Origin of the sequence: Amycolatopsis sp. WAC 04182 (assembly GCF_003947465.1) — a bacterium.
Taxonomy (GTDB): Bacteria; Actinomycetota; Actinomycetes; order Mycobacteriales; family Pseudonocardiaceae; genus Amycolatopsis.
In genome coordinates this window covers 238,389-263,365 of record NZ_QHJJ01000006.1, presented here as the reverse complement: position 1 = coordinate 263,365, position 24,977 = coordinate 238,389, and the positions used below count along the sequence as shown (strand labels likewise).

Below are 24,977 nucleotides of genomic sequence, written 5' to 3'. Positions count from 1 at the left end.
ACTCGTTGACTTACGCGCAACAACGTTCATAACATCGGCGCCCGCCCCGCCAACTGTGGTGCGGGTCACCCTTGGGAGAGAGTCATGCGGACCCTGCCTCTTCTCGGCGCCGCGGCCTTGGCCGTGGCGGCGACCACGGTGGTTCCGGCGTCGTCCGACGCCGCGCCGCCGGACGCGACGTACACCATCACGGTCGACGCCAAGAAGTCGTTCAGCCCGACCACCGACACCCCGGCGAGTACCTATGTCGACAAGGACGGCACGTTCTACTTCCAGCAGGCGGCCGCGCTCTACGGCGCGGACCAGCCGCGCGAATGGGACTTCTACAGCGGACGCGATTTCGACAGCTTCACCAAGCACCCGATCAGCACCGCGGTGAACCCGGCCAACCCCGCCGACCGCAACGACGACACGACCTGGCGCTGCAACAACAGCCCCACCGGCAAGGAATCCACGGACCCGCCGGCGGGCTCGGGTTATTCGCAGCGCAACTTCTGCGATCTCGTCGGCACCTGGGTCGATCCGGACACCGGCGACTGGTACGGCCTGATCCACAACGAGTTCACGCCCGAACCGTTCGGCGCGTACTCGTTCTCCCACTACGACGCGATCGACATGGCCGTGTCGAAGGACCAGGGGAAGACGTGGACCATCAAGGACCACGCGATCACCTCGCCCTACAGCACCAAACGCGGTGACACGGCGGCGTTCCCGCATCAGACGTTCGACTACGGCGACGGCGACCCGCGCCTGTTCGTCGACACCGCCTCCGGGTACTTCTACGTCTACTACGGCTCGCGCATCGTCCCGAAGGCGGGCGCGGGCGGCCCGATGACCGGGCTGGCGCACGTCGCCCGCTCGCCGATCTCGGCCAAGATGGCGTCCGGCTCGTGGCAGAAGTGGTTCGACGGCGGCTGGACCCAGCCGGGCGTCGGCGGCCGCGAGAGCAACATGGTCCCCGTTTCCGCCTCGGGCGACACCGGCTACACGCCCGTCGCGGACGACTACGACCCCGCCAACACCGGCAACGTCAGCCAGCAGATCGCCGCCGGGCAACTGCCGCGCAAATCGGATCTGTTCATCATGAACATCGCCTACAACGCGCATCTCGGGCTCTACATCGGCGCGCCGGAAGCCGTGGACAGCGTGGTCCCCCAGCGCTATTACGTGACCGACGATCTGACGACACAGAAATGGCGGCTGATCGGCGACACCGGGAGCTACACCAACCAGTCCTGGTACCGCTGGTTCGTCGACGCCGCGAACAAGACGAATTCGACCATCATCGGTAAACAGTTCCGTTCGTACTGCGCGGTCGCCTGCTCGAACAACGCGGGCGGCGAGTACACCACCCAGACCATCACGTCGTCCGCCCCCGCACCGTCCCCTGTGGACACTGCACGCAAGTACCGGATCGGCCTCGGCGACGGCCGGGTTCTCGCGCAGGGCACCGGGACCGCGACGACGTCGGTCGCGAGCACGACCGGCTCCGACCGCGAGGCGTGGCAGTTCTCCCCCGACGGTGACGGCTCGTACCGCATCGCCAACGCCGCCACCGGCCAGCTTCTCGGCGTCGACACCGTGCAGGCCGGCCGGGCGTGGGGCGCGAAACCCACCGTGACGTCGTCCTCGACGGTCGGGCAGCAGTGGTTCGTCATTCCGTCCACTGTGGACAAGGGAGGCTTCCGACTGGTGAACCGCTACAGCGGGCTCGTGCTCGGCCTGTCCGGCAAGACCTCACGCCTCGCGGAGACCACCCCGCCGCGATCGTGGACCGACACGACCGGGAGCGCCGTGGGCGGCGGCCGGACCTCGGCCGAGCAGACGCTGAAGTTCACCGATGCCGGCGCGGGCACGCTCGGCGGGGTCCACACCCTGGCCGCGTCCGGTAAGAACCTCGACGACCCGGACTCGTCGACGGCGGCCGGCACCCCGCTGGTCACCTGGACGCCGAACCAGGGCGCGAACCAGAAGTGGCTGTTCACCCGGCAGTCCGACGGTTCCTACACCCTGACGAACACCCATTCGAAACTGTGCGCCGACGTCGAAGGCGGCTCCACCACGGCCGGCGCGCGCGTCATCCAGTGGACGTGCACCGGCGGGCCCAACCAACGCTGGACCGCGGCGAAACAGCCTGACGGCAGCTACAAGCTCGCGAGCGTCCGCTCCGGTTTGCTGCTGACGACCGCGTCCACTTCGGACGGTGCCGCGGTCACCCAACGGGCCGACACGGGCTCCGCGCTCCAACTGTGGAAGATCGGCTGACTCAGGTGGCCCGTCCGCGGGCGGGCCACCCGGGTTGCGTTCGTGTGGCACATCGCACTCTCACTGCACGCTCCCCGGTCCGCGACCGTCTCCCCTTATGAGAGCACTTTCGGTGAAAAGTTCACCGAGCGTGGAGGGAGCACACCATGAAGCACACCGGCATCGTCCGTACCGCCACCATCACCGGCGTCGCCGCCGCACTGAGCCTGGCCGCCGTCGTCCCGGCGCTGGCGAGCCCGCTGAGCAGCCCGCCGGCCACGCCTTCCGGCGACCCCGTCGGCACCGTGGCCGACCTCGACGGCGACGGCGAGATCGAGACCGTCACCGCCCAGCTCACCGGCGACAACGACCAGGTCGTCTCCGCCACCGTGCACGGCACCTTCACCTCGATCCACCTCGGCGCCGACAGCTCGGTCCCGCTCGAAGCCCCGCGCGTCACCGACCTCAACGGCGACGGCCGCGCCGAACTGATCGTCACCCAGTCCGTCGGCGCCAACACCACGTTCTTCACGGCTTTGCATTACGACGGCCGCAATCTCGCCCAGGTCGTCGACAACGACAGCAAGCCGCTGTCGGTCGCCGAGGGCGGCGGTGTCGCCGCCCATCTGGGTTACCAGTGCACCCCGCTCGACGGCGGCGGCCGCACCTTCGAAACCGTCGCCGCCGAAGCCGACGACGTCGGTGCCGACCCGCTCACCTACTCGGGCACCCGCACCGTCTACACGCTTCGCGACGGCGCGCTGACGACCCAGAAGATCGTCCCGATCAAGAACCGTCCGGTGACCGACCCGGTGCTCGGCACCGACGCCGCGAGCTGCGACCAGGCCGGGAGCTGATCGCCGCTCCGCGGCGTTGCGTCACGTCGCGAAAGCCACTTTCGGGACGTCTGATGCCCCGAAAGTGGCTTTCGCGACGCGAGACCCGACCTCAGCCTGACCCCTCCGCGTGAAGTGCGGCTACGGGGCGTAGGTCAGGCAATTGGCGGCGTGGTCACCCTCGCCCGGTCCCACCCGGACACTCGATGCGGTGCATTCCAACGCCGAATTGTGGCGGCAGTCGGACCGGGAGCAGGCTCCCACCTGTGCGGTCACTCGATCGAGTCCACCCTTGGTGTTGAGCGGGACGAACGTTCCGCAATCGGCCGATCCGTTGCCGCCACCGACCGTGATGGCGAAAGCGTGGCAGCCGTCGTGGTTGTACGAACAGCCGCTGACCGTGCATTCGTGGACAGCGGGCATTTCGGTGGTGGTCATAACGACTCCTGTACTTCGTGGTGGTGGTGTCGTTCGGTATGACCAGGGTTACACCGGCCCGTTCCGGCGGCAATTCGGGGAAATTTCTTCACGTCCGAGGAAGCCGAATCAAAGGTCGAGGTCGAGACGTGACGACGCGCGGGAGACACAGCAGTACATCCGTCCCGGTGGCGCGCCGATGTCGTCGCGGTGCTCCGGTTCACCGCCGACGACGCCGATCTCACAACTGCCGCAAACCCCTTCACGGCACCCGGACGGGATACGGAACCCCGCGTGGTTCAAGGCGTCCAGCAGCGAGTCTTCCGCGGCGACCGGCACCGTCCGCCCCGATCGGACGCAGTGCACCTCGAATGGCTCCGCGGGCGCGAATTCCTTGGCCACCGGCCGGAAACGCTCGATATGCAGTCCCTTCGCGGGGAACGCCGCTTCGGCCGCGGCGAGCATCGGCTCCGGACCACAGCAATAGACCAGCGCGCCCGGGCCGAGCCCGGCGGCCAGCGCGGTGAAGTCGGGTCTGCCGTGCTCGGCGGTGGCGTGAAGGCGCACCCTGTCGCCGTACGCGGCCTTGAGCTCGGCGGCGAACGGCATCGTCGCTTCGGACCTGCCTACGTACACCAACTTGGCCGAAGGTCCCGCCGCCGCCAGCATCGGCATCAGGGGTGTGATGCCGATACCGCCGGCGATGAACAGGTGTTCCGGCGCGGGAAGCAACGGGAAGTTGTTGCGCGGCAGGGAAACATCGAGTGTCCGGCCCTCTCGCAGGAACAGGTGGACGTACTCCGAACCGCCCCGGCTCAGCCGGTCGTACCGGACGGCGACCCGGTAGCCGCCGCGATCGGCCGGGTCCCCGCACAGCGAATACTGCCGGGTCAGCCAGTTCGGCAACGCGAGATCGACGTGCGCGCCCGGTTCCCAAGGCGCCAAAGGGCCTTCGGCGCCGCGCAGGACGAGCGAGACGGTGTCTTCGGCGACCGGTTCCACGCGGTCGAGAACGGTCTTCTGCATCAACAAGTTCACCTCAGTACAACTGCCGGTAGCCGGTTTCGAGCATGGCCTCCACCACGGCCGGATCGACGTCGAGGCCCATCTGCTCGGCGGCGACCTCGCCGACGGACGGCAGTTCGTCCGCCAGCGCCTGGCTCGCGGGATCCCAGAGCCGGGACCGGATCAGCGCGCGGCCGCAGTGGAATAAGGTCTCCACCACGTCGACGATGATCGCCAGCTCCGCGGATTTGCCCTCGGTGCGCATCCTGGCGAGGACGTCCGGCTCGTCGGTGGGATAGGCGCGGCCGTTGACCCGGAACACCTCCCGCACGCCGGGGACCACGAACATCAGGCCGATGCCGTCGTTCTCGGCGAGATTGCGGAAGGAGTCGGCGAGCTTGTTGCCCGGCCGGTCGGGGATCGCCAGGGTGCGCTCGTCGAGCACCTTGACGAAGCCCGGGTAGTCGCCGCGCGGTGAGCAATCGGGCAGGCCCGTCGCGTCCGCCGTCGCCATCGCCGCGAACGGGGCATGGGCGATGAACCGATGGCCGTGCCGGTCGATCCGGTCGTGGACCTTGGCCTTGATCATGGCCTCCGGCTCCCCCAGCCGGGCACGGACCTCCTCGGGCGAAAGTCGGCGCGGACGCGTATCACTGCTGGTCATGGCACAATTATGAGCAATTGTTCAGTCCGCTCGCTACTCGCTTTCTCGCCGCTTCACCGGGAGTGTCATGACGTCGGAGCAACGACGGCTTCAGCCACGTAAACAGCCACGCCAGGTCCGGGCCGAGCTGACCAGGCAGCGCATCCTCACCGCGGCTGCTCACGTTTTCGCCGAGCACGGGTACGCCGCGGGGACGACGAACCGGATCGCCGAACGGGCCCGGATCTCGATCGGCTCGCTGTATCAGTACTACCCGAACAAGGACGCGATCCTGGCCGAGCTGCTCACCCGCCACCTCGACGGCGACCGGGCCACCGAAAAGCTGCGCCGGTACAAGAAGTCGCCGGAACCGCTCGAAACCATCATCCGGGAGTTCGTGCGCACGGTGATCGAGAACCATCTCGACGATCCGCGGCTGCTGCAGGTCATGATCGAGCAGGCACCCCGCTCCGGTGAACTGCTGGAACGCGTCACCCGGCTGGAATGGGAGATGATCGGTGATCTGCGGGAACTCCTCCACGGCCATCCCGAAGCCCGCGTGCGGGACAAGGACACCGCGGCCAGGCTCGTGGCGTCCACTGTGGAACTGACGGTGCACCAGCTCATCGCCGCGCCCGGCTCCATCGACGTCACCCGGCTCGAGAACGAGCTCGTGGCGATGATCACCGGCTATCTCCGGGCGTGATTTCCGGGGGTTGACCAGGCGATGAGCGGGTATCCGGCGGTGTGAGCCGAGTACGGGGAAAACTGAGCGGCCTCACCGCCCGGTGGCGGCGGCGGGGCGGCACCCTCGCGTTGATCTGGACGCTGATCACCCTCGGCCTGGCCACGATGCTGTGGTTCTCGGGGTTCCGCGCGTGGCCGGTGTACCTGACGGCGGTGCCGGGCGCCGTCGTCTCCGTCCTGTTGTGGATCGGGGTCGCCCGCGCCCGGCGCAGAAGGGTCGAGAAGCAGCCGAGCGGGTGAGCTACTTCGTCGCGCGCATGGCCAGCTGATCGAACTCGCGGTCCGGCAGGGTCCTGTTGAGTTCCAGGAGTTTCTCGGCGAGGTGGCCGACCGCGTAACGCGTTTCCGGGTTGTCGGACTCGATGGCACGGCGGATGGCGTCCACGACGACGGACGGGTCGGAGCCGTCGCTGAGCCCGGTCTCACCGTGCCGCGCCATGGCCTCCGCCATTTCCCGATACGCCCCGCGGCCGGAGTTCTCGCGGAGCTGCGCGGCGGTCTGGTCCTCGAACTCGGTTTTGATGATGCCCGGCTGGATGATCACGACGTCGATGCCGAACGGCGAGACCTCCATGCGGAGCGTGTCGGAGAACGCTTCGAGCGCGTGCTTCGACGCGTAGTACCAGGCTCCGAAAGGCAGGGCGATCTCGCCGCCGATCGACGAAACGTTGACGATCGTGCCGGACCGTTGGGCCCGCATGGCGGGCAGAACGAGCTGAACGAGCCTGGCAGGCGCGAGCAGGTTGACTTCGAGCTGGTCTCGCGCGCTGTCGAGCGGCACATCCTCGACAGCACCGTGCAGAACGGTGCCGGCGTTGTTGACCAGGACGTCGATCCGTTGGTGCTCATCGAGAACGGTGCCGACCGCGCGGCGGAGATCGTCGTCGTCCCTGGCGTCCATCTTCAGCGGATGGCCGCCCGCCGCGCGAAGGTCGTCCATCTTCTGCACGCGCCTCGCGGCGCCATAGACGATGTGTCCCGCGCGCACCAGTTCCAGCGCGGTGGCGTGGCCGATCCCCGACGAAGCGCCGGTGACCAGGCATACCTTGGCCGTCATTCCGTACCCTCCCGATCTTTTCGCTTCCCCCGGAACACTAGGCCCGTTTTTCCAGCCCCGGCAACTTCATGAATCTGTTTACCGAGGTGAAGGCCCTACAATCGATGCAATGACCCTGGAGCTGAATGCATCGGGACGGGAGGACGAGTGCCGGGAAGACGCCTGACCCACGACGAGCGCGGGCAGATCGCCTCGGGACTGTCGGCGGGCCTCACGTACGCCGAAATCGCCCGCCGGATGGACCGCCCCAAATCGACGGTGATCCGCGAAGTCGCGCGCAACGGCGGCGCCCACGGCTACCGGGCCGGCCAGGCGCAGCAGGCGACGCGATGGCGGGCTCGCCGTCGCAAACCCGGCCCGCCGCCCCTCACCGCGCGGACCCCGGAGACGGTGCGGGACTTCGAAACCGAATTCGCCGAGACGATGGCCGCGACCGGTGTCCCGTCGATGATGGCCCGGGTCCTGGCCTGCCTGTTCACCGCGGACACCGGCGGCAGTACCGCCGCCGAACTGGTCGCCAGACTGAAAGTCAGCCCCGCGTCGGTGTCCAAGGCCGTGGGCTGGCTCGAACAACGCGGCCTGATCACCCGCGAGCGCGAAGGCGGACGGCAGCGGTACGTCGTCGACGACGACTTCGGCTACCGCGCCTGGCGCACCAGTCTCGACGCGATGACCCGATGGGCGGAGGTCACCCGGCGGGGCGCCGGGCTGATCGACGGGCAGGCGGGGGCGCGGCTGGACGCCACCAGCCGGTTCTTCCGGCATCTGCACAAGGACATGAGCGAAGCGGCGGAACACTGGCGGCGCACGGCGCGGTGATCACCACACGACAGGGCGAGCGGCCGAAGCCGCCCGCCCTGTCCGGACCGCCGTGGGGTCACCCACGCTTGAATTCCTCCCAGGTCACCTTCTTCACCTTGGGGCCGTCGTCCTTGGCGTGGCTCGCCAGGCCGTTGAGGCCCTTGAAGTAATCACCGGCCTGAGCCTGCGCCTGCGGCGACATGTCGGTGTCGCTGATCGCGATCCCGTGGATGTGCTCCGCCCAGTTGCCCTGGCTGGGAGTGCGGTGCCACGCCGCGAAACCGACCTCGCGCAGCGCCTTCACCGCGGCGGTCTTGTTCGAGATGTTGTTCACCGAGATGTCGACGGCACCGCCGCCGTCGTGCGTACCGCCCGAGGCACCTACACCGCCGGCGTTGTACGAGCCCTGGGTGATGGTGAACTTGACCCCGGCCTTCTTCTCAGCGGCCGCGATCATGTCGGCGGTGCGCTTGTTGACCGTCTTGCCGTCGAGGCTGGTCTTCGAGCCGACGCTGATCGGGGCGGTCACGGTGTAGCGGCCTTTGCCCAGTTCGGTCAGCGAGCCCTTGCCCGGCAGACCGCTGGCGGCCAGGCCGCTGTGCCCGAGCGACTTCTGGTACTTCTGGTACGCGGTGACCGTCGACGTGCCGAAGTGACCGTCGACCTGCTTCTTGTCGAGCAGGTTCTTCGCGGCCAGCGCCTGCTCGACCGCCTTGACGCTGTCCCCGGAGCCCGGCGTGATCGATTGGTCGGACTTGTACGGATCCCACATGGCCGCCTTGACCACGGCCTCCATGTTGACCGACGGCGCGGCCGCCGCGGGCTGTCCCGCCGTCATCCCCAGCGCGGTCGCGGACAGTGCGGCGAATATCGCGGCGGTTGCCACCTTGCGCATGACTGCTCCTTCACTCGATGGCTGCTCCCCGTGAGCAGCTTGTGACCGACACTGGCCCCGAAGCGGTGTCAGCCGGAACCGCCTGTACGGAACGTCTGACGTCAAAACCCGCAGGTTGACAGCGTTTGACAGCGCCAAGGCCCAGTGGATTCCGCAGGTCGGCGCGGCGATCCGGACACTCTTCGCGATATAGTCACCAGGCCGCGCAGAGTGACGAAAATCGTTGTCACGTCAGACACGATCGCGAGGGGGAGCGTGCCGGAACCGCGAACAGGAGAACGGGCACCCGAGCTGGAAGCGTTCATGGACGGGCTGCGGAAGCTCCGGACGCGGGCCGGGGAGCCGTCCTTCCGGAAGATGGCGGCGAAGTCCGGCGCGGTGTCCCACGCGACCCTGCATCTCACCGTCACCGGCACGCGGTTGCAGCCGTGGGAGACGGTCCGCGAGTTCGTCCGCGCCTGCGACGGTGACGAAGAGGAATGGCACGCCCGATGGCAGGGCGTCCAGCTCGTGCTCTCCGCCGACCGCGAACCGGAACCCGCACCGCGGTGGCGATCCAAAAGCTTCCTGGTGCCGCTCGCCCTCGTGCTCGTCGCCGCGATCGCCGCCGTCGTGGTCATCCTGCTCCCGGGCGAGCAGGACACGCCCGCACCGCCGCATCACGGCGACTCGAGCAGATTCGTCGCCGACGTGACGATCCCCGACGAGACCGTGGTCAAACCCGGCACCCAGTTCGTGAAGGTGTGGGAACTCGAGAACACCGGCACCGTCGAATGGCGGAAGCGGTACCTGCGCCGCACCGATCTCCCGGTCGCGCCGGGCGCCTGCCGCACCCCCGACCGCATCCCGGTCAACGACACCCCGCCGCGAGGGCGCGTGCAGGTGACGGTCACCGTGAGCACCCCGCCGAACGCCCCGGTGGATTGCAAGGTGTTCTGGAAGATGGTCGACGAACAGGACCGGGAACTCTTCCCGTCCAGCAGGCCGATCTACTTCTCGGTCCTCGTCCGCGCCTGAGCCGTAACTCGCGTGGTTCGGACCCGGCGAAAACACCTCGATAGACCGGAAAAGTGCGCTAGCCGCCCCTTTCCGCGGTGCCTACGCTGAATCGGGCGCACGAGAACCACAAAACGTCCTCGGGAGTCTCCGATGAGAGCAACGAGAATCGTGTTCTGCGCCCTGGTCGCCCTCTGCGCCGCCTGCCTTTCCCCGACGGCGTCGGCCGCCCAGAACGCGTTCACCCTCTCCAGTACCGCGTTCGCCGACGGCGGCCTCATGCCCAAGGTCCACGAGTGCACCAGCGGCGGCGGGCAGGATCCGGCCAAGAAGAACGAGTCGCCGCCGTTGGCCTGGTCGGGTGCTCCCGCCGGGGCGAAGAGCTACGCGATCGTCATGCGCGACCTCGACAACGCCGCCCTGATCCACTGGGTCATCTACGACATCCCGGTGGCCACGGCCTCGCTCCCCCAGAACGTCCAGCACGTCTACCGGCCACCGGTGCCGGCCGGCTCCAGGCAGGTCTACTACCGCGGGAGCGCGAGCCTCTACGGCTACCAGGGCCCGTGCTCGCCCTCGACCGTGAACACCTACGAGTTCGTCGTGCACGCCCTCGACCAGACGTCGCTCACCGGCCTGAACTCCGGTTCGACGACCCGGGCCGCGGCGCACGCGATCACCGCGGCGTCGATCGGCTCGGCGAGGATCACCGGCGAGTCGTAAGTCCCCTGGTCACCCGTGGCAAAATCGGCCCAATGCAGATCGGGATGCTGGGGCCCTTCGAGGTGCGCACGGACGACGGTGGCTTCGCCGACGTGCCTGGCGCCCGATTGCGCGGGCTGTTGATCGCGCTCGCGCTCGAACCGGGCAGGGTGGTCCCGAAGGCGACGCTCGTCGACTGGATCTGGGGCGAACAGCCGCCCGCCGACGCGACGAACGCCTTGCAGCGCTTAGTTTCCCGGCTGCGGAAGGTACTGCCGGAAGGGGTCGTCGAGGGACAGACGGACGGCTACCGGCTGAAGGTCTCGCCCGACGCCGTCGACGCCGTGCGGTTCGAGCGTCTCGTCGGCCAGGCCCGCGGCGACGAGGAGCCGAAGCGGCTGCGTGAGGCCCTCGCCCTGTGGCGCGGCGCGGCCATGCAGGACGTCGGCCTTCAGGACAGTGGCGCCTTCGACGCCGCGGTCACCCGGCTCGAAGGGCTTCACCTGACGGCGTTGGAGGATCGGTTCGACGCGGAGCTCGACCTCGGCCACGGCGCGACGCTGGTCACCGAACTGACCGATCTGGTGGCCGCGCATCCGCTGCGTGAGCGCCTGGTCGCCGCTCTGATGCGGGCCCTCGCGGCGACGGGCCGCGACACCGAAGCGCTGCTCGTGTACCAACGCACGCGGGAAGCCCTGGCCGACGCGCTCGGCGTCGATCCGTCGCCGGAGCTGTCCGCGGTGCACGTCGCGCTGCTGCGGGGCGAGCTCGGACGGCGTGAAGAGAACCGCAAGACGAACGTGCGCGCCGAGCTGACCAGCTTCGTCGGCAAGGACGCCGACGTCGCCAAGGTCCGCGACCTCGTCGCCGGGCACCGGCTCACCACCCTGATCGGTCCCGGCGGCTCGGGAAAGACCAGGCTGGCCACGGAAACCGCACGCACCTTGCTCAACGACCTGCCGGACGGCGCGTGGCTGGTGGAACTCGCGGCCATCGGCCCGGAAAGCGATGTCGCGCAAGCGACTCTCGCCGCGCTCAGGCTCCGGGACGCCCTGCTCGGCGACTCGTCGAACGCGGAACCCGTCGAACGGGTCATCGCCGCGATCCGGGACCGGGAAGTCCTGCTGATCCTCGACAACTGCGAGCACGTGATCGAGGCGGCCGCGGCGTTCGCCCATCGCGTGCTCGGGGAATGCCGCCGTCTCCGGATTCTGGCCACGAGCCGGGAGCCGCTCGGCATCACCGGCGAGAGCTTGTGGCATGTCGTGCCGCTGACCGTGCCGGACCGGCACGCCGACGCCGCCGAAATCGAAGCCTCCCCCGCCGTGCGGTTGTTGCGGGACCGAGCGAGCGCGGTGCACAAGGATTTCGTGGCCGACGAAGCGACGTTGTCCACCATGGCGCGCGTGTGCCGCATCCTGGACGGGATGCCGCTGGCGATCGAACTGGCCGCGGCCAGGCTGCGCACCATGTCCATCGAGCAGCTCGCGAACCGGCTCGACGACCGGTTCCGCCTGCTGACCGGCGGCAGCCGGACCGCGCTGCCCCGGCACCGGACGTTGCGCGCCATGGTCGACTGGAGCTGGGAGCTGCTGTCCGACGCCGAACGGACGGTCCTGTGCAGGCTCTCGGTGTTCTCGGGCGGGGCGAGCCTCGAAGCGGCCGAGCGGGTCTGCGTCAGCGAGGCGGTCGAGCAGTACGAGGTCCTCGAACTGCTCACCACGCTGACCGAAAAGTCGCTGCTGGTCGCGGCGGGCGACGAAGCGCCGCGCTACCGGATGCTCGGCACGATCAAGGAGTACGCCGCGCAACGGCTCGCGGAGGCGGGCGAAACGGTGGTGGCACGCCACGCGCATCTCGCCTATTTCACCGAGCTCGCCGAGGCCGCGGAGCCGATGCTCCGCCGCGCCGAGCAGCTGGAATGGCTCGCCAAACTCAAGGCCGAGCACGACAACATCACGTCGGCGATGCGGGGCGCCCTCACCGCGGGCGAGGGCCCGGAGGCGATGCGGCTGGCGGCGGCCTGCGGCTGGTACTGGTGGCTCAGCGGGCACCGCACGGAGGGCATGGAGCTGGTCAGCGCGGCCGTCAGGACGCCGGGCGAGGTGTCCGACGACGTCTCGGCCGTGGTGTACGGACTCGTCTCGTTGTTCGTGAGTTCCGGTTTCGCCGACGAGCACACCGCGGCGAAGTGGATCCACGAGTCGTACCGGCTCGGCTTGCACAGCGAGTCGCGGCACCCGTTGCTGGGGCTCGTCGTTCCGCTGGAACGCATGCTGGCCGGGGACGAAGCGCTGTCCGCGTGGGAACCGGTGCTGGAGGACGAGAACGACTGGGTCCGCGCGCTGGGCAGGCTGCACCTCGGCAAGATGCGGATCACGCTCGGCCATCCCGGCCGGGAGGCCGACGAATATCTCGAGCAGGCGCTCAGGGAATTCCGGGCGATCGGCGAGCGGTTCGGGATCTCGTTCGCCCTGACCGAACTGGCGGACCGGATCGCCACTCGCGGCGACTTCGCCACGGCTTGTGCGTACTACGAAGAGGCGGTCACGGTCGTGACCGAGGTCGGCTCGGTCGAGGACCTCATCCGGCTGCGGTCGCGGCAAGCGCAGCTGTACTGGCTGATGGGCGACGAGGAGGCCACCGCGGCCGCGGTGGCCGAAGCGCAGCTGTACGCCGAACGCGTCACGTGGCCGGGCGCACTGGGCATGCTCGCCCTCGCGAACGCGGAACTCGCCCACTGGCGCGGGGAAACCGAGGAGGCGGCGCGGCAGCTCGACATCGCGACGACCGTGATGGGCGACGAAGCCGGCCTCGGCCACGTTCGCGCCATCAGCCACGACCTTCTCGGCTATTTCGCGGAGGAGCTCGAAAAGTCCCGTGAACACCGGCAGGCGGCCTGGCACGCGGCCGCCGAGGTGCGGCACGTGCCCCTGATCGCCCACATGCTCGTCGGGATCGCGGATCTGGCCCTGCGTCAGGACGATCCCGAGCAGGCCGCACGGCTCCTCGGGGCGGCCGACGAGCTGCGCGGGCTGCCGGACCGGTCCCGTCCGGACGTGACCCGGATCGAGGAGACAGTGCTGCGCCGCCTCGGCGAAGCGAAATTCGCGGAGGCGGCGCGAGAGGGCACCGAAGCGGACTGGAAGCGGCTGGCCGAGGTCACGCTCGCTTCTTGAACGTCGAGGACGCCCACAGGTATCCGGCGAGCGCGATCCCGGCGCACCACCCGAGGGCGGGGAGCACGTCGCCGGCGGCCGGTGCCCCGTTGAGCAGCCCGCGCAGGGTCTCGATGATCGGCGTGAAGGGCTGGTACTCGGCGAACTCCCGGAGCCCGGGACCCATCTTCTCGGCGGGAACGATCGCGCTGCTGAAGAACGGCAGCATGACCAGCGGCACCGAGGCCATCCCCGCGGTTTCCGGCGATTTCGCCGACAGCCCCAGCGCGACCGTGAGCCAGGCCGCCGCGAAACCGAGCAGGACGACGATCCCGACCACACCGAGCCAGTCGAGGAAACCGGCCGCCGGGGAGAAGCCCAGCAGGAAGGCCACCCCGGTGAGCGCCGCGATGGCGAGCAGGTTGGTCAGCACGCTGGCGACGACATGCCCGTTCAGCACCGCGCCGCGCGAGACGTCCATGACCTTGAACCGGTTGATGATGCCCTTGGTCATGTCGGAGTTCACCGCGGTCGCGGTCGCGCCGAGCCCGTAGCAGACGGCCAGCAGCATCAATCCCGGCGTCGCGTAGTCGACGTAATCGACGCCGACGCTGAACGCGTCTCCGAACACGTACACGAACATCAGCATCATCACGACCGGCATCAGGATCGCGTTGAACACCGAGGTCGGGTTGCGGACGAGGTGCTTGAAATTACGGCGCAACATCACCGTGGACGCGGATTTCATTTCACTGCCTCCGTGCTGTGGCCCGTCAGGGCGAGGAAAACGTCATCGAGATCGGGGGTGTGGACGGAAAACTCTTCGGCGGCGACCGCGTACTCGTCGAGCCGGTCCAGCAGCGAGCGCAGGGATTTTGTCCCGGCGTCGCTGGGGACCCGCAGGGCGAGCGCCTCGTCGTCGCGGGTGGCGCCGGGGAAGATCCGCGCGGCCGCGTCGAGTTCGGCGACGGTGGTGAACCGCAGCCGGACATGCGTTCCGGGCATCCGGCGCTTGAGTTCGCCGGGCGTGCCCTGCGCGACCAGGCGGCCCTGGTCGAGGACCGCGATCCGGTCGGCGAGCTGGTCTGCTTCTTCGAGGTACTGGGTGGTGAGGAAGACGGTGACGCCGCCGTCCACCAGTTCGCGGATGATCGACCACATCGTGCGGCGGCTGCGCGGGTCCAGCCCCGTGGTGGGCTCGTCGAGGAAGATGATCCGCGGATCGCCGACGAGCGTCATCGCCAGATCCAGTTTCCGGCGCATACCGCCGGAGTAGGTCGACGCCGGTTTCCGTGCCGATTCCACCAGGTCGAAGCGTTCCAGCAGGTCGGCGACGACCCGCTTGCCCGCGGTCCCGCGGCTCAGGTCCGCCATCAGCTGCAGGTTCTCCTGGCCCGTCAGCAGTTCGTCCACCGCCGCGAACTGGCCGGTGACGCCGATCGCCGCGCGCACCGCCTTGGCCTCGGTCACGAGGTCGTGGCCGGCGACCTTCGCCGTCCCGCCGTCGGCCTTCATCAGGGTGGTCAGCAGGTTCACCGTCGTGGTCTTCCCCGCCCCGTTCGGGCCGAGCAGGGAGAAAATGGTGCCGGCGGGGACTTCCAGGTCGATGCCGTCGAGCACGACCTTGTCCCCGAAGGTCTTTCGCAGTCCCGAAACCGCGATCGCTGTTTCTGTCATGGGCACCACTCTGGGCGGCCACGCTGACACGCCCCCGCCACGGCGCTGACACGGGTGGTGTCAGCGCCGTGTCAGCCCGATGTCAGGACTCGCGGGGACAGTGGTGGTCACAACCACCACGAAAGGCGAAGCGATGACTCAGACGGTTCCCATCCCGCAGGGCCTCCCGATGGACCGCGACGCGGGCCCCTTCGACCCGCCCAGCGAGATCACCCGGCTGCGCGAGGCCCGCCCGGTGAGTCCCATGGTCTTTCCCGACGGTCACGAGGGCTGGCTCGTCACCGGCTACGACGAGGCCCGCCAGCTGCTGGCCGACACCCGGTTCAGCTCACGCCAGGACATCGGCATCCTCCACGCGCCGTACGAGACCCCGGGGATGCCCACCCCGACCGAGCCCTCCCCGCCGATGCCGGGCATGTTCGTCGCCATGGACCCGCCGGACCACGGCCGGTTGCGCAAGCGGCTCACCGGCGCTTTCACCGTCAAGCGGATGAAGCAGCTCGAAGACCACATCGTCGAGATCACCGAACGGCAGCTGGACGCGATGGCCGCGCTGGTCCCGCCGGTCGATCTGGTCAAGGAGTTCGCGTTGCCGGTGCCGTCGCTGGTGATCTGCGAACTGCTCGGCGTCCCCTACGAGGACCGGGAGAACTTCCAGGCCGACTCCGCCCAGCTCATGGTCAGGGACCAGACGCTGGAGGAGAAGATGGCCGCGTTCATCGGGATGAACACCTTCCTCACCGAACTGGTCACCCGCAAACGCGAGACGCCCGGCGACGACATCCTGTCCGACCTCGGCCGCCACGAAGACCTCACCATCGAGGAGCTGGCGGGAGCCGCGTTCCTCCTGCTGCTCGCCGGCCACGAGACCACCGCGAACATGCTGTCACTGGGCACTTTCGCGCTGCTGGAGCACCCCGAACAGCTGGCCGAACTGCGTGCCGACGCGGAGCTGCTGCCCGGCGCCGTCGAAGAGATGCTTCGCTACCTGTCCGTCGCCGACATCTTCTTCCGCTACGCCACGGAAGACCTGGAACTCGGCGGCGAAACGATCCGCGCGGGGTCGACCGTCATCATCTCGCTGCTGGCCGCCAACCGTGATCCGCGGCGGTTCGAGAATCCCGACGCGCTGGACCTGCATCGCAACGCCCGCGGCCTGTTGTCCTTCGGGCACGGCATCCACCAGTGCCTCGGCCAGCAGCTGGCGCGGATCGAGATGAAGGCGGGTTTCGAGGGATTGCTGCGCCGTTTCCCGACGCTCGCGCTCGCCGTCCCCGCCGACGAGGTCAAGCTCAAGACCGACATGAACATCTACGGCGTCCACGAATTGCCGGTCACCTGGTGAGAGGTGAGAACCCAAGCCTCACCTGGCGAGCGGGCGGATGGTCCCGGCGAGCGCGGCGAGCAGTTCGGCCAGCAGCGACGCGGTGAAGTCGTCGGTCAGTGTGCCCTCGCCGTCGAATCGTTCGTGACTGCGGAACACCGTCACCTCGGGTTTGACCACGACGTCGGCGCCGATCGACGCGAGGATCTGCCGGAGCGCCTGCTGGGCCCGGACCGAACCGAAAGCGCCCGGTGAGGCACCGACGATGGCGATCGGCTTGCCGGGGAGCGGCGATTCGGCGGCCGGCGTGCTCGCCCAGTCGATCGCGTTCTTCAGCGCCGCGGGCAGGGACGCGTTGTGTTCGGGGGTCGCGATCAGGAGCCCGTCCGCCTCGGCGACCCGGCGCCGGAGATCCGCCACCGGTTCCGGTGGCGAGGCGGTGTCGAGGTCCTGACGGTACAGCGGCAGGTCGCCGAGTCCCCGGTACAGCTCGATGGTCATCCCGCCGGGGTTCCTCTTCCTGGCCGCGTGCAACAGGGCCGTGTTGTACGAGCCGTCGCGCAGGCTGCCGGAAATCGCGAGGATCTTGAGTTCGGTCATGATCGGTTTCCTTCGTCAGTTCTTGGGGCGGGCGAGGGTTTGGCTCAGCGTCAACGCGGTGAGCGCGATGGCGAAGCCGGTGAGCTGCCAGCCGGTGAGGGTCTGGCCGAGCACGAGGAACCCGGCGGCCGTGGCGACGAGGGGGTTGGTCAGCGTCAGCAGGGAGACCGACGCCGGGGCGAGGCGGTCGATGCCGCGGAACCACAACGGGTAGGCCAGCGCGGTGGTCACGATGCCGATGTAGCCGTAGCCGAGCAGGTTCGCGGTCGTCAGCGAGTCCGGGAGACCTTCGAACAGGAGCGTCGCCGGGGCCAGGACGACACCGCCCAAGGTCAGCTGCCAGCCGGTCATCGCCAGCGGATGCTCGGGACGGCCCCATTTCTTGGTCAGGATCAGGGAAACGGCCATGAGCCCGACGGCGGCGAGCATGGCGGCCAGGCCGAGCGGGTCGAGCCGGGCTTCCGCCGAAAGGGTCAGCAGGGCGACACCACCGGCGCCGACGATCGAGGCGAGCACGATCGGCGCCGGTGTCCGGACGCGGAGCATCGGCAGCGCGAGCAAGGCGACCAGCAGTGGCTGGAGGGCACCGAGGGTCGCGGCGACCCCACCGGGAAGGCGGTACGCGGCGAGGAAGATCAACGGCAGGAAGGCGCCGAAGTTGAGCATTCCGAGCACCGTCGTCTTCCACCACCAGGATCCGTGCGGGAGCCGTCTGGTCAGCGCCAGCAGGAGCAACCCGGCAGGCAGCGCCCGCAGCGCGGCGGCCAGCAACGGCCGGTCCGGGGGCAGGAGGGTCGCGGTGACGACGTACACGGTGCCCCAGCTGGCAGGTGCCAGTGCGGCGAGCCCGGCGTCACGAAGCGTCGGTTTCGCGGCCGTCCGCTCGGTCGGAGCGACAGGCCGTTCGGCGATGACCGCCATGATGTCTCCTCACTGATAATCTCAACGTTGAGATAACAGCAAGGACTTCTGTCAATGTCAAGTCTCTTAACGTTGAGACGATTGGAGGGCGTCATGGCCGACGCGGTGGACGCGGTGATCGCGCTGTGGCGGCACGAGCGGCCGGACCTCGAAGACAAGCTCTGGCCGGCCGAGGTAATCGGCCGCGTTCAGCGGCTTTCCCGGATCCTCGACCGGAAGCTCAAGGAGTTCAACGCCCGGCACGACCTGGAGTCGTGGGAGTTCGACGTGCTCACCACGCTCCGCCGCTCAGGCGAAGCCGACGGCCTGACACCCGGCGCGTTGCTCAAGGCCGCGATGGTCACCTCGGGGGCGATCACGAACCGGATCGACCGCATGGAGGCCAAGGGCCTGGTCGAGCGGGTGCGCGACAGCGACGACCGCCGCTCGATCAAGATCCGGCTGACCGGCAAGGGCCGCGAAGTCGTCGACGAGGTCTTCGAACTCCACCTTGAGAACGAAGCCCGCCTCCTGCCCGAGCTGAAACCGGCGCAGTGGGCTGAACTGATCGGCGGCCTGCGGCTGCTGCTCGAACACTTCGGGGACACGTCACTGGAGTAACTTCAGCGCGGCGGCGGCATCAGACCCGGGCCACGGCTTCAGGCGGGATCGGCGAGGATTCCGTTCACGTAGGCGACGACGGCGAGCACGCCGACACAGGCCGCGATTCCCTTGCACCCCGGCGGCCGACGCGCATCTTTCCCTTTGGGGCAAGGAATTCTGCCCGTTCGGGTCACGTCCAGCCGAGCGGGACGACCTCCGCCACCGACGTCCACGGGCCGCGCCCGCCCGCCTCGGTGAGGGCGCGGAACCGCACATAGCGCGCCCGGGCGGGCCAGAACCGCAGGGTCTTGCGGGCGGCATCGTCGGCGAAGGTACCCGTGGCGACGGGGCTTCCCCAGGCCGACCCATCGGCACTCAGGTAGACCTCGTACGCGCCGACACGGCCGTTGCCGGAGCCGTCCTGGCGCGGCAGGTAGGCCAGGCCCGTGACGGTGTGAGCGGTGCCCAGATCGAGCTGGATTTCGTGGGGCAACGGGTCTGCCCCGCCGGACCACTTGGTGTGCCAGAGGGTGGCGGGATCACCGTCGACGGCGTTCGTCGCGGCACCGGACTCGCCCACGGTCTCCTGACTGTCGGCCGAGCGGACGGTGGCCGCGAGCGGTCCGGAGCCCATCACCGGGTCGCTGATGGTCTCGGCGCCCGTCTCGACATGCCCCGCGAAACGGCGAAGGAAGCCGTCCGGCCCCTGAGCGGTCAGGTCGTACCAGCCGCCCATACCGCCTTCGATGCTGAACCAGTCCTCGACCGTCGCGCCTTGGGCGACCGTGTACTTCCACGGTCCGCCACCCCGGTTGCCGGTGCGCACGGTCAGCTCGCACGCGGCGCCGGCATTGGTCATCTTCAGGTACACGACGCCGGAACCCGGCCGCAGCACGACTTCCGGATTCGGCTTGCCGCCGGTGGTCGCGGTGATCCGGTTGCCCGCGAACCGCCGCAGGAAACCGTTGGGGCCGTGCGCGGTGAGGTCGTACGCGCCGTCCGGGGAACCCACCTGCCAGTAGTCCGAGAGCGTCGCGTTCCCGCCGAGCGTGTAGCGCCAAGGCCCGTCGGTGCGGTGCGCGTTGGCGTAGACGTAGAAATGAGCGCCGGCGGATCCGGTGTTGGCGAAGTCGATCCAGAACCGCTCGGCCGTCACTCGTCCGGAAACCGTCAGCTGATAGGGCAAGGGCCGCGCGGTCCGCACCCCGGTCTCGGAAACGGGAAGCTTCTGCACCGAAGGAGGCTGTGGCTGGGTGTTCCACGGCCCGCTCGTCGGCACAGGTTTCGTCAGCGCCGGATAGGTCGCGTTCGGCGCCGTCGTGTCCAGCGCCGAGGTCAGGTCGCCGCAGACGGTGCGCCGCCACGGCGAGATGTTCGGCTCGGCGACGCCGCTCCACTGTTCCAGGAAGCGCAGCACGGAGGTGTGGTCGAAGACCTCCGAACACACCTTCCCGCCCCGGCTCCACGGCGAGATGACGAACATGGGCACCCGCACGCCCAGCCCGATCGGTTCACCGGAGACGAGTTCGTCGGTCGTGGCCACGGAACTCTTGCCCTCGTCGTCCGACGCCGGCGGCGCGGGCGGTGGCATGTGGTCGAAGAAGCCACCGTCCTCGTCGTAGGTCAGCAGGAACAGGGTCTTGTTCCACACGTCGGGTTTGGAGGCGATCGTGTCGAGGATCGACTTCACCAGCTCGGCCCCGGTGTTGGGTCCCCACGCGGGATGCTCGGTCTGCGATTCCGGCGCGACGATCCACGACACCGACGGCAACCTGCCCGCGTCGACATCGGCCTTGAAGGCGACCGGCAACTGCTTCGGCGCGACCCTGGCCAGGCCCCGGTCGTACAGAGCGCGCTCGGTCGCGGTCAAGGTCGCCACCCCCGCGGCGAGTCCGTCGAGCAGCCGGGTCCGTTCGGCGGCCGAGGCCGAATCCAGGGCGTAGTAGAAGTACTCCAGCTTCGGGAAGGCTTTGCCCGCGGAGTCCTTCACCTTCGACAGGGCCTTGGTTCCGACGGCCAGGAAACTGCTGAAATAGTCCAGCGAATTGTCGCCGTAGTTGTCCCATTCCTGATAAACCCGCCAACTGCGGCCCGCGGCCTGGAGCCGCTCGGCATAGGTCTTCCAGGTGTAGCCGGTGTGCCCGGGGTTCTGCCACGCGTCGTTGCCGATCGCGCGGGTCGTGCCGTCCGGCTCGAAGCCGAGCTTGCCGGTGAACAGATACATCCGGTTCGGGTTGGTCGGCCCCATTTCCGAGCAGTGGTAGGCATCGCAGACCGTGAACGCGTCGGCCAGTTCGTGGTAGAACGGCAGCGCCGAACGCTTGTGATAGGTCAGGGAGCGAACACCCTTGGCCGCACGCCACGCGTCGTGGCGGCCCTTGTTCCACGCCCGGTGCCCGCCGGACCAGCTGTGGTCGACGTCGGCCATGAACTGGTCGTCGATCGCATACGGCAGCAGGGTCCCCGTACCGTCCGGCTGCTGGAAGACCGACGCCCCGGAAGGGAGCTTGATCGCGGCCGGATCGGCGAATCCCCGCACACCGCGCAGCGTCCCCAGATAATGGTCGAACGACCGGTTCTCCTGCATGAACACCACGACATGCTCGATGACTTCGAGCCCGCCCGTCGGCGCTTCCGCCGCGAGCGCCTGCCGGACGCTCGCCGGGAGCAAGGTGAAGGCGGAAGCCGCACCAGCGGCCTTCAGCAGGGTACGACGGCGCACGGAGCCCTCCAGGAACTGCGTTGAACCCGGTTCAATCATGTTCGAAACTGCACCTTTTCGGCGAGTATCGAGCAGATAGAAGCATATGGTCCTGATGGGTTCAAGGGTTCCGCTTGCGGGCCGCATGATCGGAGCAACAAGACGCGACTTTCGGATGGTGGATCCGGTACCCCGGAAACCGTGGCGGGGGCCGCCCCCCTTGAGCGTCCCCCACCCGGTCCACCCGGCCGGAAACCGGCCGGACGTCATTTCGTGTCGTTGTCCGGACGGCCGGACAACGCCGCCACCGCGAGCACCATGACCACAGGCCAGATCACGGCCATCAACGCGGCCCCGCCGAAGGTGATCGCCGTGACCGAGACCGCCGTCGCGATCAGCCCGCCGACGGGTGACACATAACAAAAGCCCAACGGCCCGAGAAAGAGCACCCACGACAACGCCACCTTCACCGATTTGGCAGGCGGACGCGGAACCGGATACCGCCCCGGCCCGACGACCTCTTGGTCGTCGCCCTGATACCACCCGCCGGACATCAGCGGCGGGTGAGGCGCGAAGAAGGCCGGTCTTCGGCCGAACGCCTTGGGCGTCCGCGGATTCGGCACGGCCGGTTCACGCCGGTGATCCTTCGGCCGTCCCATGACACTTTCGGCACTGCGCATGACATCCTCCCCCGTCGCCGGCCCGAGGCCTGGTGAAGTCACCCCTTGCCTGGCACAATTACCGGTTGCGGTGCGAAACTTCCGGGTCGTTCTGCCCACTGACCATGCTGACGAGTCGGGGGAGTGGCTGATGCGTCAAATGGAACACAGCGCGAATCCGGCCCCCGGCGATCCGGAGGGCCAGGATGACCGGTTCTCCAACGGGTGACCACGGGGGCTTCGGAACCTGGGGCCGGTTGACGCCCGCGGAGCAGTCCGCGCTCCGGAGCGCGGGCCATGTGAAAGTGTGGCGGCCCGGCCAGATCCTCGCCCTCCAAGGCAGTCCGCCCACCAGTATGTTCGTCGTGCTCCACGGCTGGGTGAAGATCAGCGCCACCAATTACCGCGGCGAGGACGCGCCGCTCGCCGCGCGCGGCCCCGCGGAGATCGTGGGCGAGCTCGCCCCGATCAGCGGGCTCCCCCGGTCCGCCACCATGTCGGCGATCGACGAGGTACGCACCCTCGTCGTGCCGAGGGAGAAGTTCCTCGGCGTCCTGCGGGACCGGCCGCGGATCGCCGAAGAGATCTTCCGTACCGCGGCCATCCGGCTGCAGCAGTCCGACCGGCTGCGGCTCGAAGCAGGCGGGCCGGATTTCCCGCAACGCCTCGCCGCGGTCCTCCTGGAGCTGGCGCTGCAGCACGCCGTCGACTGGACGGACGGGCAGCAGGTCGATCTCCGGTTCAACCAAGGGGAATTGGCGGGCTTCGCACGTGTCTCGCGCAGCACCCTGATCCGTGGCCTCGAAGAACTCCGGCGACTGGGTGTCGTACAGACCGCACGTCAGCGCGTCACCATCACCCGTCCTCGCGCATTACGGGAATTGGCGGCCGGACGGCCACCGCCGCCCACTGGGGCCTGATCAGGCGCGAAATCTCGGCTATCCTTGTCGAGGTTCAACTCTCGCAACCGTTTCACGGGGTGGAGGGAATCGGCACGATGAGTTCTTTCTCGGCAAACACCGAACCGGACATCGAATCGGCGTTGATCGATCTCGACGCGGTCTCCTTCACCGCGTTACGGGAGCTGGACGGGGAAGCCTTCCGCCAGTCCGCGCTCCACGTCGTCGAACGGACCCGACGCGTCCACGCGCGCTACAGAAGCACCAGCAACGCGGCCGGTGAGCGCATCGACTGATGCAGCCGCCTGCCGAAGCTCGCCCCGCGTTCCATCGTTTGTCGTGGCGGGACTTCGACGCGCTGGCGCGCCTCGACGGTGACGAGGACATGGCCCGGCGGCTACGGCGAGCCGAACGAAGCCGCCGCAAACTGCTGATCCACGCGTTACTGACCGAGGCCACGAAGACACCGGGCCATTCGGGTCCTCTGCCGCCGCTGGATTCCGCCTGGGAACTCCTCGCACGTGCGGAAGCACGAGCACCCAGAGCGGTGAACCGGATGCTCACCAACCCGTACACCGGAAGCTGGGCGGGCTACACGACTCGGCTCCTGCGCAACGGAATCGACGGTGTCGGTCCTTTGTGGATGCACCTTGGGCACGCTCACGCGATCGCGGCGGCCGCGGCGATCCGGGCGGAGCTCGACTTCGAAACGGCCATCCCGGCCTGGCACGGCAACGCCATGCTCCCTTCCCTCGGCATGGCGAGATTTCCCGGTACCGCGGCGTTTTCCTCAGCCATCGTGCGAGGCGAGAACGGCCGCTACTTCGTCTCGAACGCCGAAACGACGATCCGTCTGCCCAGCGCGCCCGACACCGATGCCCCCGGATGGTGGGGAATCCGGCGGGTGCGAAGCCGAGTCGGCGCGCACCGGTTCACCCTGTGGCTGGACGATCTCGATCCCTATCGAGGGCTTTACGAACCGGTCCCACCGGAAAGACTGCCTGGCAAGGAATTGGCGGATTGGCAACGGCTGATCGACGAAGCGTGCCGCCTGATCGCCGCCCATCTCCCCGGCCTGGCCCGCATCATGCCCGTGGGGCTCGCCTCACTGGTGCCGAAACCCCAGGTGCTCTTCCGGAATCCGAGCGCGTCGACCGGGGAGGCGTTCGGCAGCGCGGTGGTCGGCCTGCCCGCCGACGGCGCGTCCCTCGCCGAAAGTCTCATCCACGAGTTCCAGCACATCGTGCTCGGCGGTCTACTGCACCTCGTCGAGTTGTACGAGCCCGACCCCGGTGAACGAATCTACGTGACGTGGCGGGATGATCCACGGCCCGTGAGCGGTGCCCTGCAAGGGGTCTACGCCTTTTTCGGCGTCACCGCGTTCTGGCGCGCGTTGGGCCGTGCCGGTCAAAGCCCTCGGCGCTCCGCCTTCGAATTCGCGTTCTGGCGCGAGCAGACGTGGCGCACTCTGCGGGTTCTGCGCGGGGATCCGACACTGACCGACGCCGGACGCCGGTTCCTCGACGACATCGCCGAACGCCTCGGTCCTTGGCAGGACGAGCCCGTGGCGGCGGAGGCGGGCGCACTGGCCGCGGCCGCCGGCCGGGATCACCTCGCCGGCTGGCGGGTCCGCCACCTGCGGCCGGACCCGTCCGTGGTCACCGAGCTGGCAGCGGCCTGGCTCAGCGGAAGACCGAGGCCGCCGATCACCCCCGAGTCCCCGGATCTTCCCCCTACGCCGGTACCGGACGGAGCCTGGTCCCACGCCAGAACAGACCTGATCCGACTCGCCGTCAGCGGCACACCGCTGTCGCACGACGGCCGCCCGCCGACGGTTCCCGGCGCCACCGCCGCGGATCTCGCTTACACCGCGGGCGACTTCCTCGAAGCCGTCCAAGGCTACCGACGGGAACTCGCCGTGGCCCCGGACCGGCCGAACTCCCTGGTCGGCCTGGGCCTCGCGCTCGCCGCACGAGGCCCACACCCCGCCGCCCGCGCCCTGCTGCACTGCCCCGAACTCGTCCGGGCCGTGCATCGGTCCTTGCGAGCCGTTCCCCGGCCACCGACCGTGGAACAGCTCGCCGCGTGGATCGGGCAACTCGTCCCGGGCTGA

At 68.7% G+C, this 24,977-nt stretch carries 24 protein-coding genes; 13 read left to right on the top strand and 11 right to left on the bottom strand.

The features are described 5' to 3' along the window. The first annotated feature begins 84 nt into the window (after positions 1–84). Together DMH01_RS30465 and DMH01_RS30460 are read left to right on the top strand one after the other, a co-directional pair. The gene (locus tag DMH01_RS30465; RefSeq protein ID WP_125680785.1) at positions 85–2,265 is read left to right on the top strand and encodes an RICIN domain-containing protein; all 2,181 of its coding nucleotides are present in this window, start codon (positions 85–87) and stop codon (positions 2,263–2,265) included. 146 nt (positions 2,266–2,411) lie between these two features. Next, positions 2,412–3,101, top strand: a complete 690-nt coding sequence (locus tag DMH01_RS30460; protein WP_125680783.1) for a VCBS repeat-containing protein — start codon at positions 2,412–2,414, stop codon at positions 3,099–3,101. A 120-nt stretch (positions 3,102–3,221) separates the two neighbouring features. Here DMH01_RS30460 and DMH01_RS30455 read toward each other — a convergent pair whose 3' ends face one another. From DMH01_RS30455 to DMH01_RS30445, 3 genes are all read right to left on the bottom strand, one after another. Beyond that, a complete protein-coding gene (locus DMH01_RS30455) occupies positions 3,222–3,518 on the bottom strand; it encodes a DUF1540 domain-containing protein (RefSeq protein WP_016331847.1) in 297 nt (98 codons plus the stop codon). Positions 3,519–3,626: 108 nt separating this feature from the next. Next, positions 3,627–4,523, bottom strand: coding sequence for a PDR/VanB family oxidoreductase (locus tag DMH01_RS30450; protein WP_125680781.1), 897 nt, complete (start codon positions 4,521–4,523; stop codon positions 3,627–3,629). A 13-nt stretch (positions 4,524–4,536) separates the two neighbouring features. Beyond that, entirely contained in the window at positions 4,537–5,166 is a 630-nt protein-coding gene (locus DMH01_RS30445; protein WP_125680779.1) for an MSMEG_1061 family FMN-dependent PPOX-type flavoprotein, read from the bottom strand. A 67-nt stretch (positions 5,167–5,233) separates the two neighbouring features. Here DMH01_RS30445 and DMH01_RS30440 point away from each other — a divergent pair, with 67 nt between their 5' ends. Beyond that, positions 5,234–5,851 (top strand): TetR/AcrR family transcriptional regulator, encoded by a 618-nt coding sequence (locus DMH01_RS30440; RefSeq protein WP_125680777.1) that lies wholly within the window; start codon positions 5,234–5,236, stop codon positions 5,849–5,851. A 41-nt stretch (positions 5,852–5,892) separates the two neighbouring features. Then, a complete protein-coding gene (locus tag DMH01_RS30435; RefSeq protein WP_233621714.1) occupies positions 5,893–6,132 on the top strand; it encodes a hypothetical protein in 240 nt (79 codons plus the stop codon). 1 nt (position 6,133) lies between these two features. Here the strand turns inward: DMH01_RS30435 and DMH01_RS30430 are convergent, their stop codons facing one another. After that, positions 6,134–6,949 carry an oxidoreductase gene (locus DMH01_RS30430; RefSeq protein ID WP_125680775.1) on the bottom strand — a complete coding sequence of 272 codons (816 nt, stop codon included), beginning with the start codon at positions 6,947–6,949 and terminating at the stop codon, positions 6,134–6,136. 147 nt (positions 6,950–7,096) lie between these two features. On the opposite strand from DMH01_RS30430, the gene DMH01_RS30425 reads away from it, so the two are divergent. Next, positions 7,097–7,768 (top strand): helix-turn-helix domain-containing protein, encoded by a 672-nt coding sequence (locus DMH01_RS30425; protein WP_125680773.1) that lies wholly within the window; start codon positions 7,097–7,099, stop codon positions 7,766–7,768. Positions 7,769–7,826: 58 nt separating this feature from the next. Here the strand turns inward: DMH01_RS30425 and DMH01_RS30420 are convergent, their stop codons facing one another. Then, a complete protein-coding gene (locus DMH01_RS30420; RefSeq protein WP_125680771.1) occupies positions 7,827–8,645 on the bottom strand; it encodes a peptidoglycan-binding protein in 819 nt (272 codons plus the stop codon). A 255-nt stretch (positions 8,646–8,900) separates the two neighbouring features. Between DMH01_RS30420 and DMH01_RS30415 the strand changes: the two genes are divergently transcribed. The 3 genes from DMH01_RS30415 (at position 8,901) to DMH01_RS30405 (ending at position 13,522) form a co-directional block, all read left to right on the top strand. Further along, positions 8,901–9,662 (top strand): NBR1-Ig-like domain-containing protein, encoded by a 762-nt coding sequence (locus DMH01_RS30415; protein ID WP_125680769.1) that lies wholly within the window; start codon positions 8,901–8,903, stop codon positions 9,660–9,662. Positions 9,663–9,794: 132 nt separating this feature from the next. Then, entirely contained in the window at positions 9,795–10,364 is a 570-nt protein-coding gene (locus DMH01_RS30410) for a YbhB/YbcL family Raf kinase inhibitor-like protein (protein ID WP_233621713.1), read from the top strand. Positions 10,365–10,396: 32 nt separating this feature from the next. After that, positions 10,397–13,522 (top strand): BTAD domain-containing putative transcriptional regulator, encoded by a 3,126-nt coding sequence (locus DMH01_RS30405; RefSeq protein ID WP_125680767.1) that lies wholly within the window; start codon positions 10,397–10,399, stop codon positions 13,520–13,522. Here the strand turns inward: DMH01_RS30405 and DMH01_RS30400 are convergent. Then, positions 13,506–14,249 (bottom strand): ABC transporter permease, encoded by a 744-nt coding sequence (locus DMH01_RS30400; protein WP_125680765.1) that lies wholly within the window; start codon positions 14,247–14,249, stop codon positions 13,506–13,508. The genes DMH01_RS30405 and DMH01_RS30400 overlap by 17 nt on opposite strands. Further along, positions 14,246–15,178, bottom strand: a complete 933-nt coding sequence (locus DMH01_RS30395) for an ATP-binding cassette domain-containing protein (RefSeq protein ID WP_125680763.1) — start codon at positions 15,176–15,178, stop codon at positions 14,246–14,248. The genes DMH01_RS30400 and DMH01_RS30395 overlap by 4 nt, the downstream gene beginning before the upstream one ends. Before the next feature lie 133 nt (positions 15,179–15,311). On the opposite strand from DMH01_RS30395, the gene DMH01_RS30390 reads away from it, so the two are divergent. Continuing rightward, the gene (locus DMH01_RS30390; RefSeq protein ID WP_125680761.1) at positions 15,312–16,523 is read left to right on the top strand and encodes a cytochrome P450; all 1,212 of its coding nucleotides are present in this window, start codon (positions 15,312–15,314) and stop codon (positions 16,521–16,523) included. An 18-nt stretch (positions 16,524–16,541) separates the two neighbouring features. On the opposite strand, the gene DMH01_RS30385 is transcribed toward DMH01_RS30390, so the two are convergent. Beyond that, on the bottom strand, positions 16,542–17,102 hold the full coding sequence (locus DMH01_RS30385) for an NADPH-dependent FMN reductase (protein WP_125680759.1): 561 nt from the start codon (positions 17,100–17,102) through the stop codon (positions 16,542–16,544). A gap of 15 nt (positions 17,103–17,117) precedes the next feature. Beyond that, positions 17,118–18,023 carry an EamA family transporter gene (locus DMH01_RS30380; RefSeq protein ID WP_125680757.1) on the bottom strand — a complete coding sequence of 302 codons (906 nt, stop codon included), beginning with the start codon at positions 18,021–18,023 and terminating at the stop codon, positions 17,118–17,120. A 93-nt stretch (positions 18,024–18,116) separates the two neighbouring features. Between DMH01_RS30380 and DMH01_RS30375 the strand changes: the two genes are divergently transcribed. Further along, positions 18,117–18,623 carry a MarR family winged helix-turn-helix transcriptional regulator gene (locus tag DMH01_RS30375; RefSeq protein ID WP_125680755.1) on the top strand — a complete coding sequence of 169 codons (507 nt, stop codon included), beginning with the start codon at positions 18,117–18,119 and terminating at the stop codon, positions 18,621–18,623. Positions 18,624–18,795: 172 nt separating this feature from the next. On the opposite strand, the gene DMH01_RS30370 is transcribed toward DMH01_RS30375, so the two are convergent. Both DMH01_RS30370 and DMH01_RS30365 read right to left on the bottom strand, forming a co-directional pair. Further along, entirely contained in the window at positions 18,796–21,327 is a 2,532-nt protein-coding gene (locus tag DMH01_RS30370; protein WP_125680753.1) for a phosphocholine-specific phospholipase C, read from the bottom strand. Between the two features lie 245 nt (positions 21,328–21,572). Next, positions 21,573–21,986 carry a hypothetical protein gene (locus tag DMH01_RS30365; RefSeq protein WP_125680751.1) on the bottom strand — a complete coding sequence of 138 codons (414 nt, stop codon included), beginning with the start codon at positions 21,984–21,986 and terminating at the stop codon, positions 21,573–21,575. A gap of 185 nt (positions 21,987–22,171) precedes the next feature. Between DMH01_RS30365 and DMH01_RS30360 the strand changes: the two genes are divergently transcribed. The 3 genes from DMH01_RS30360 to DMH01_RS30350 all read left to right on the top strand — a co-directional run bounded on the left by DMH01_RS30360 (position 22,172) and on the right by DMH01_RS30350 (position 24,977). Beyond that, the gene (locus tag DMH01_RS30360) at positions 22,172–22,885 is read left to right on the top strand and encodes a Crp/Fnr family transcriptional regulator (protein WP_125680749.1); all 714 of its coding nucleotides are present in this window, start codon (positions 22,172–22,174) and stop codon (positions 22,883–22,885) included. A gap of 77 nt (positions 22,886–22,962) precedes the next feature. Next, positions 22,963–23,160 (top strand): hypothetical protein, encoded by a 198-nt coding sequence (locus DMH01_RS30355; RefSeq protein ID WP_199745685.1) that lies wholly within the window; start codon positions 22,963–22,965, stop codon positions 23,158–23,160. Further along, complete coding sequence (locus tag DMH01_RS30350) at positions 23,160–24,977, top strand: HEXXH motif domain-containing protein (protein ID WP_125680745.1); 1,818 nt, start codon at positions 23,160–23,162, stop codon at positions 24,975–24,977. Before DMH01_RS30355 ends, DMH01_RS30350 begins: the two co-directional genes overlap by 1 nt.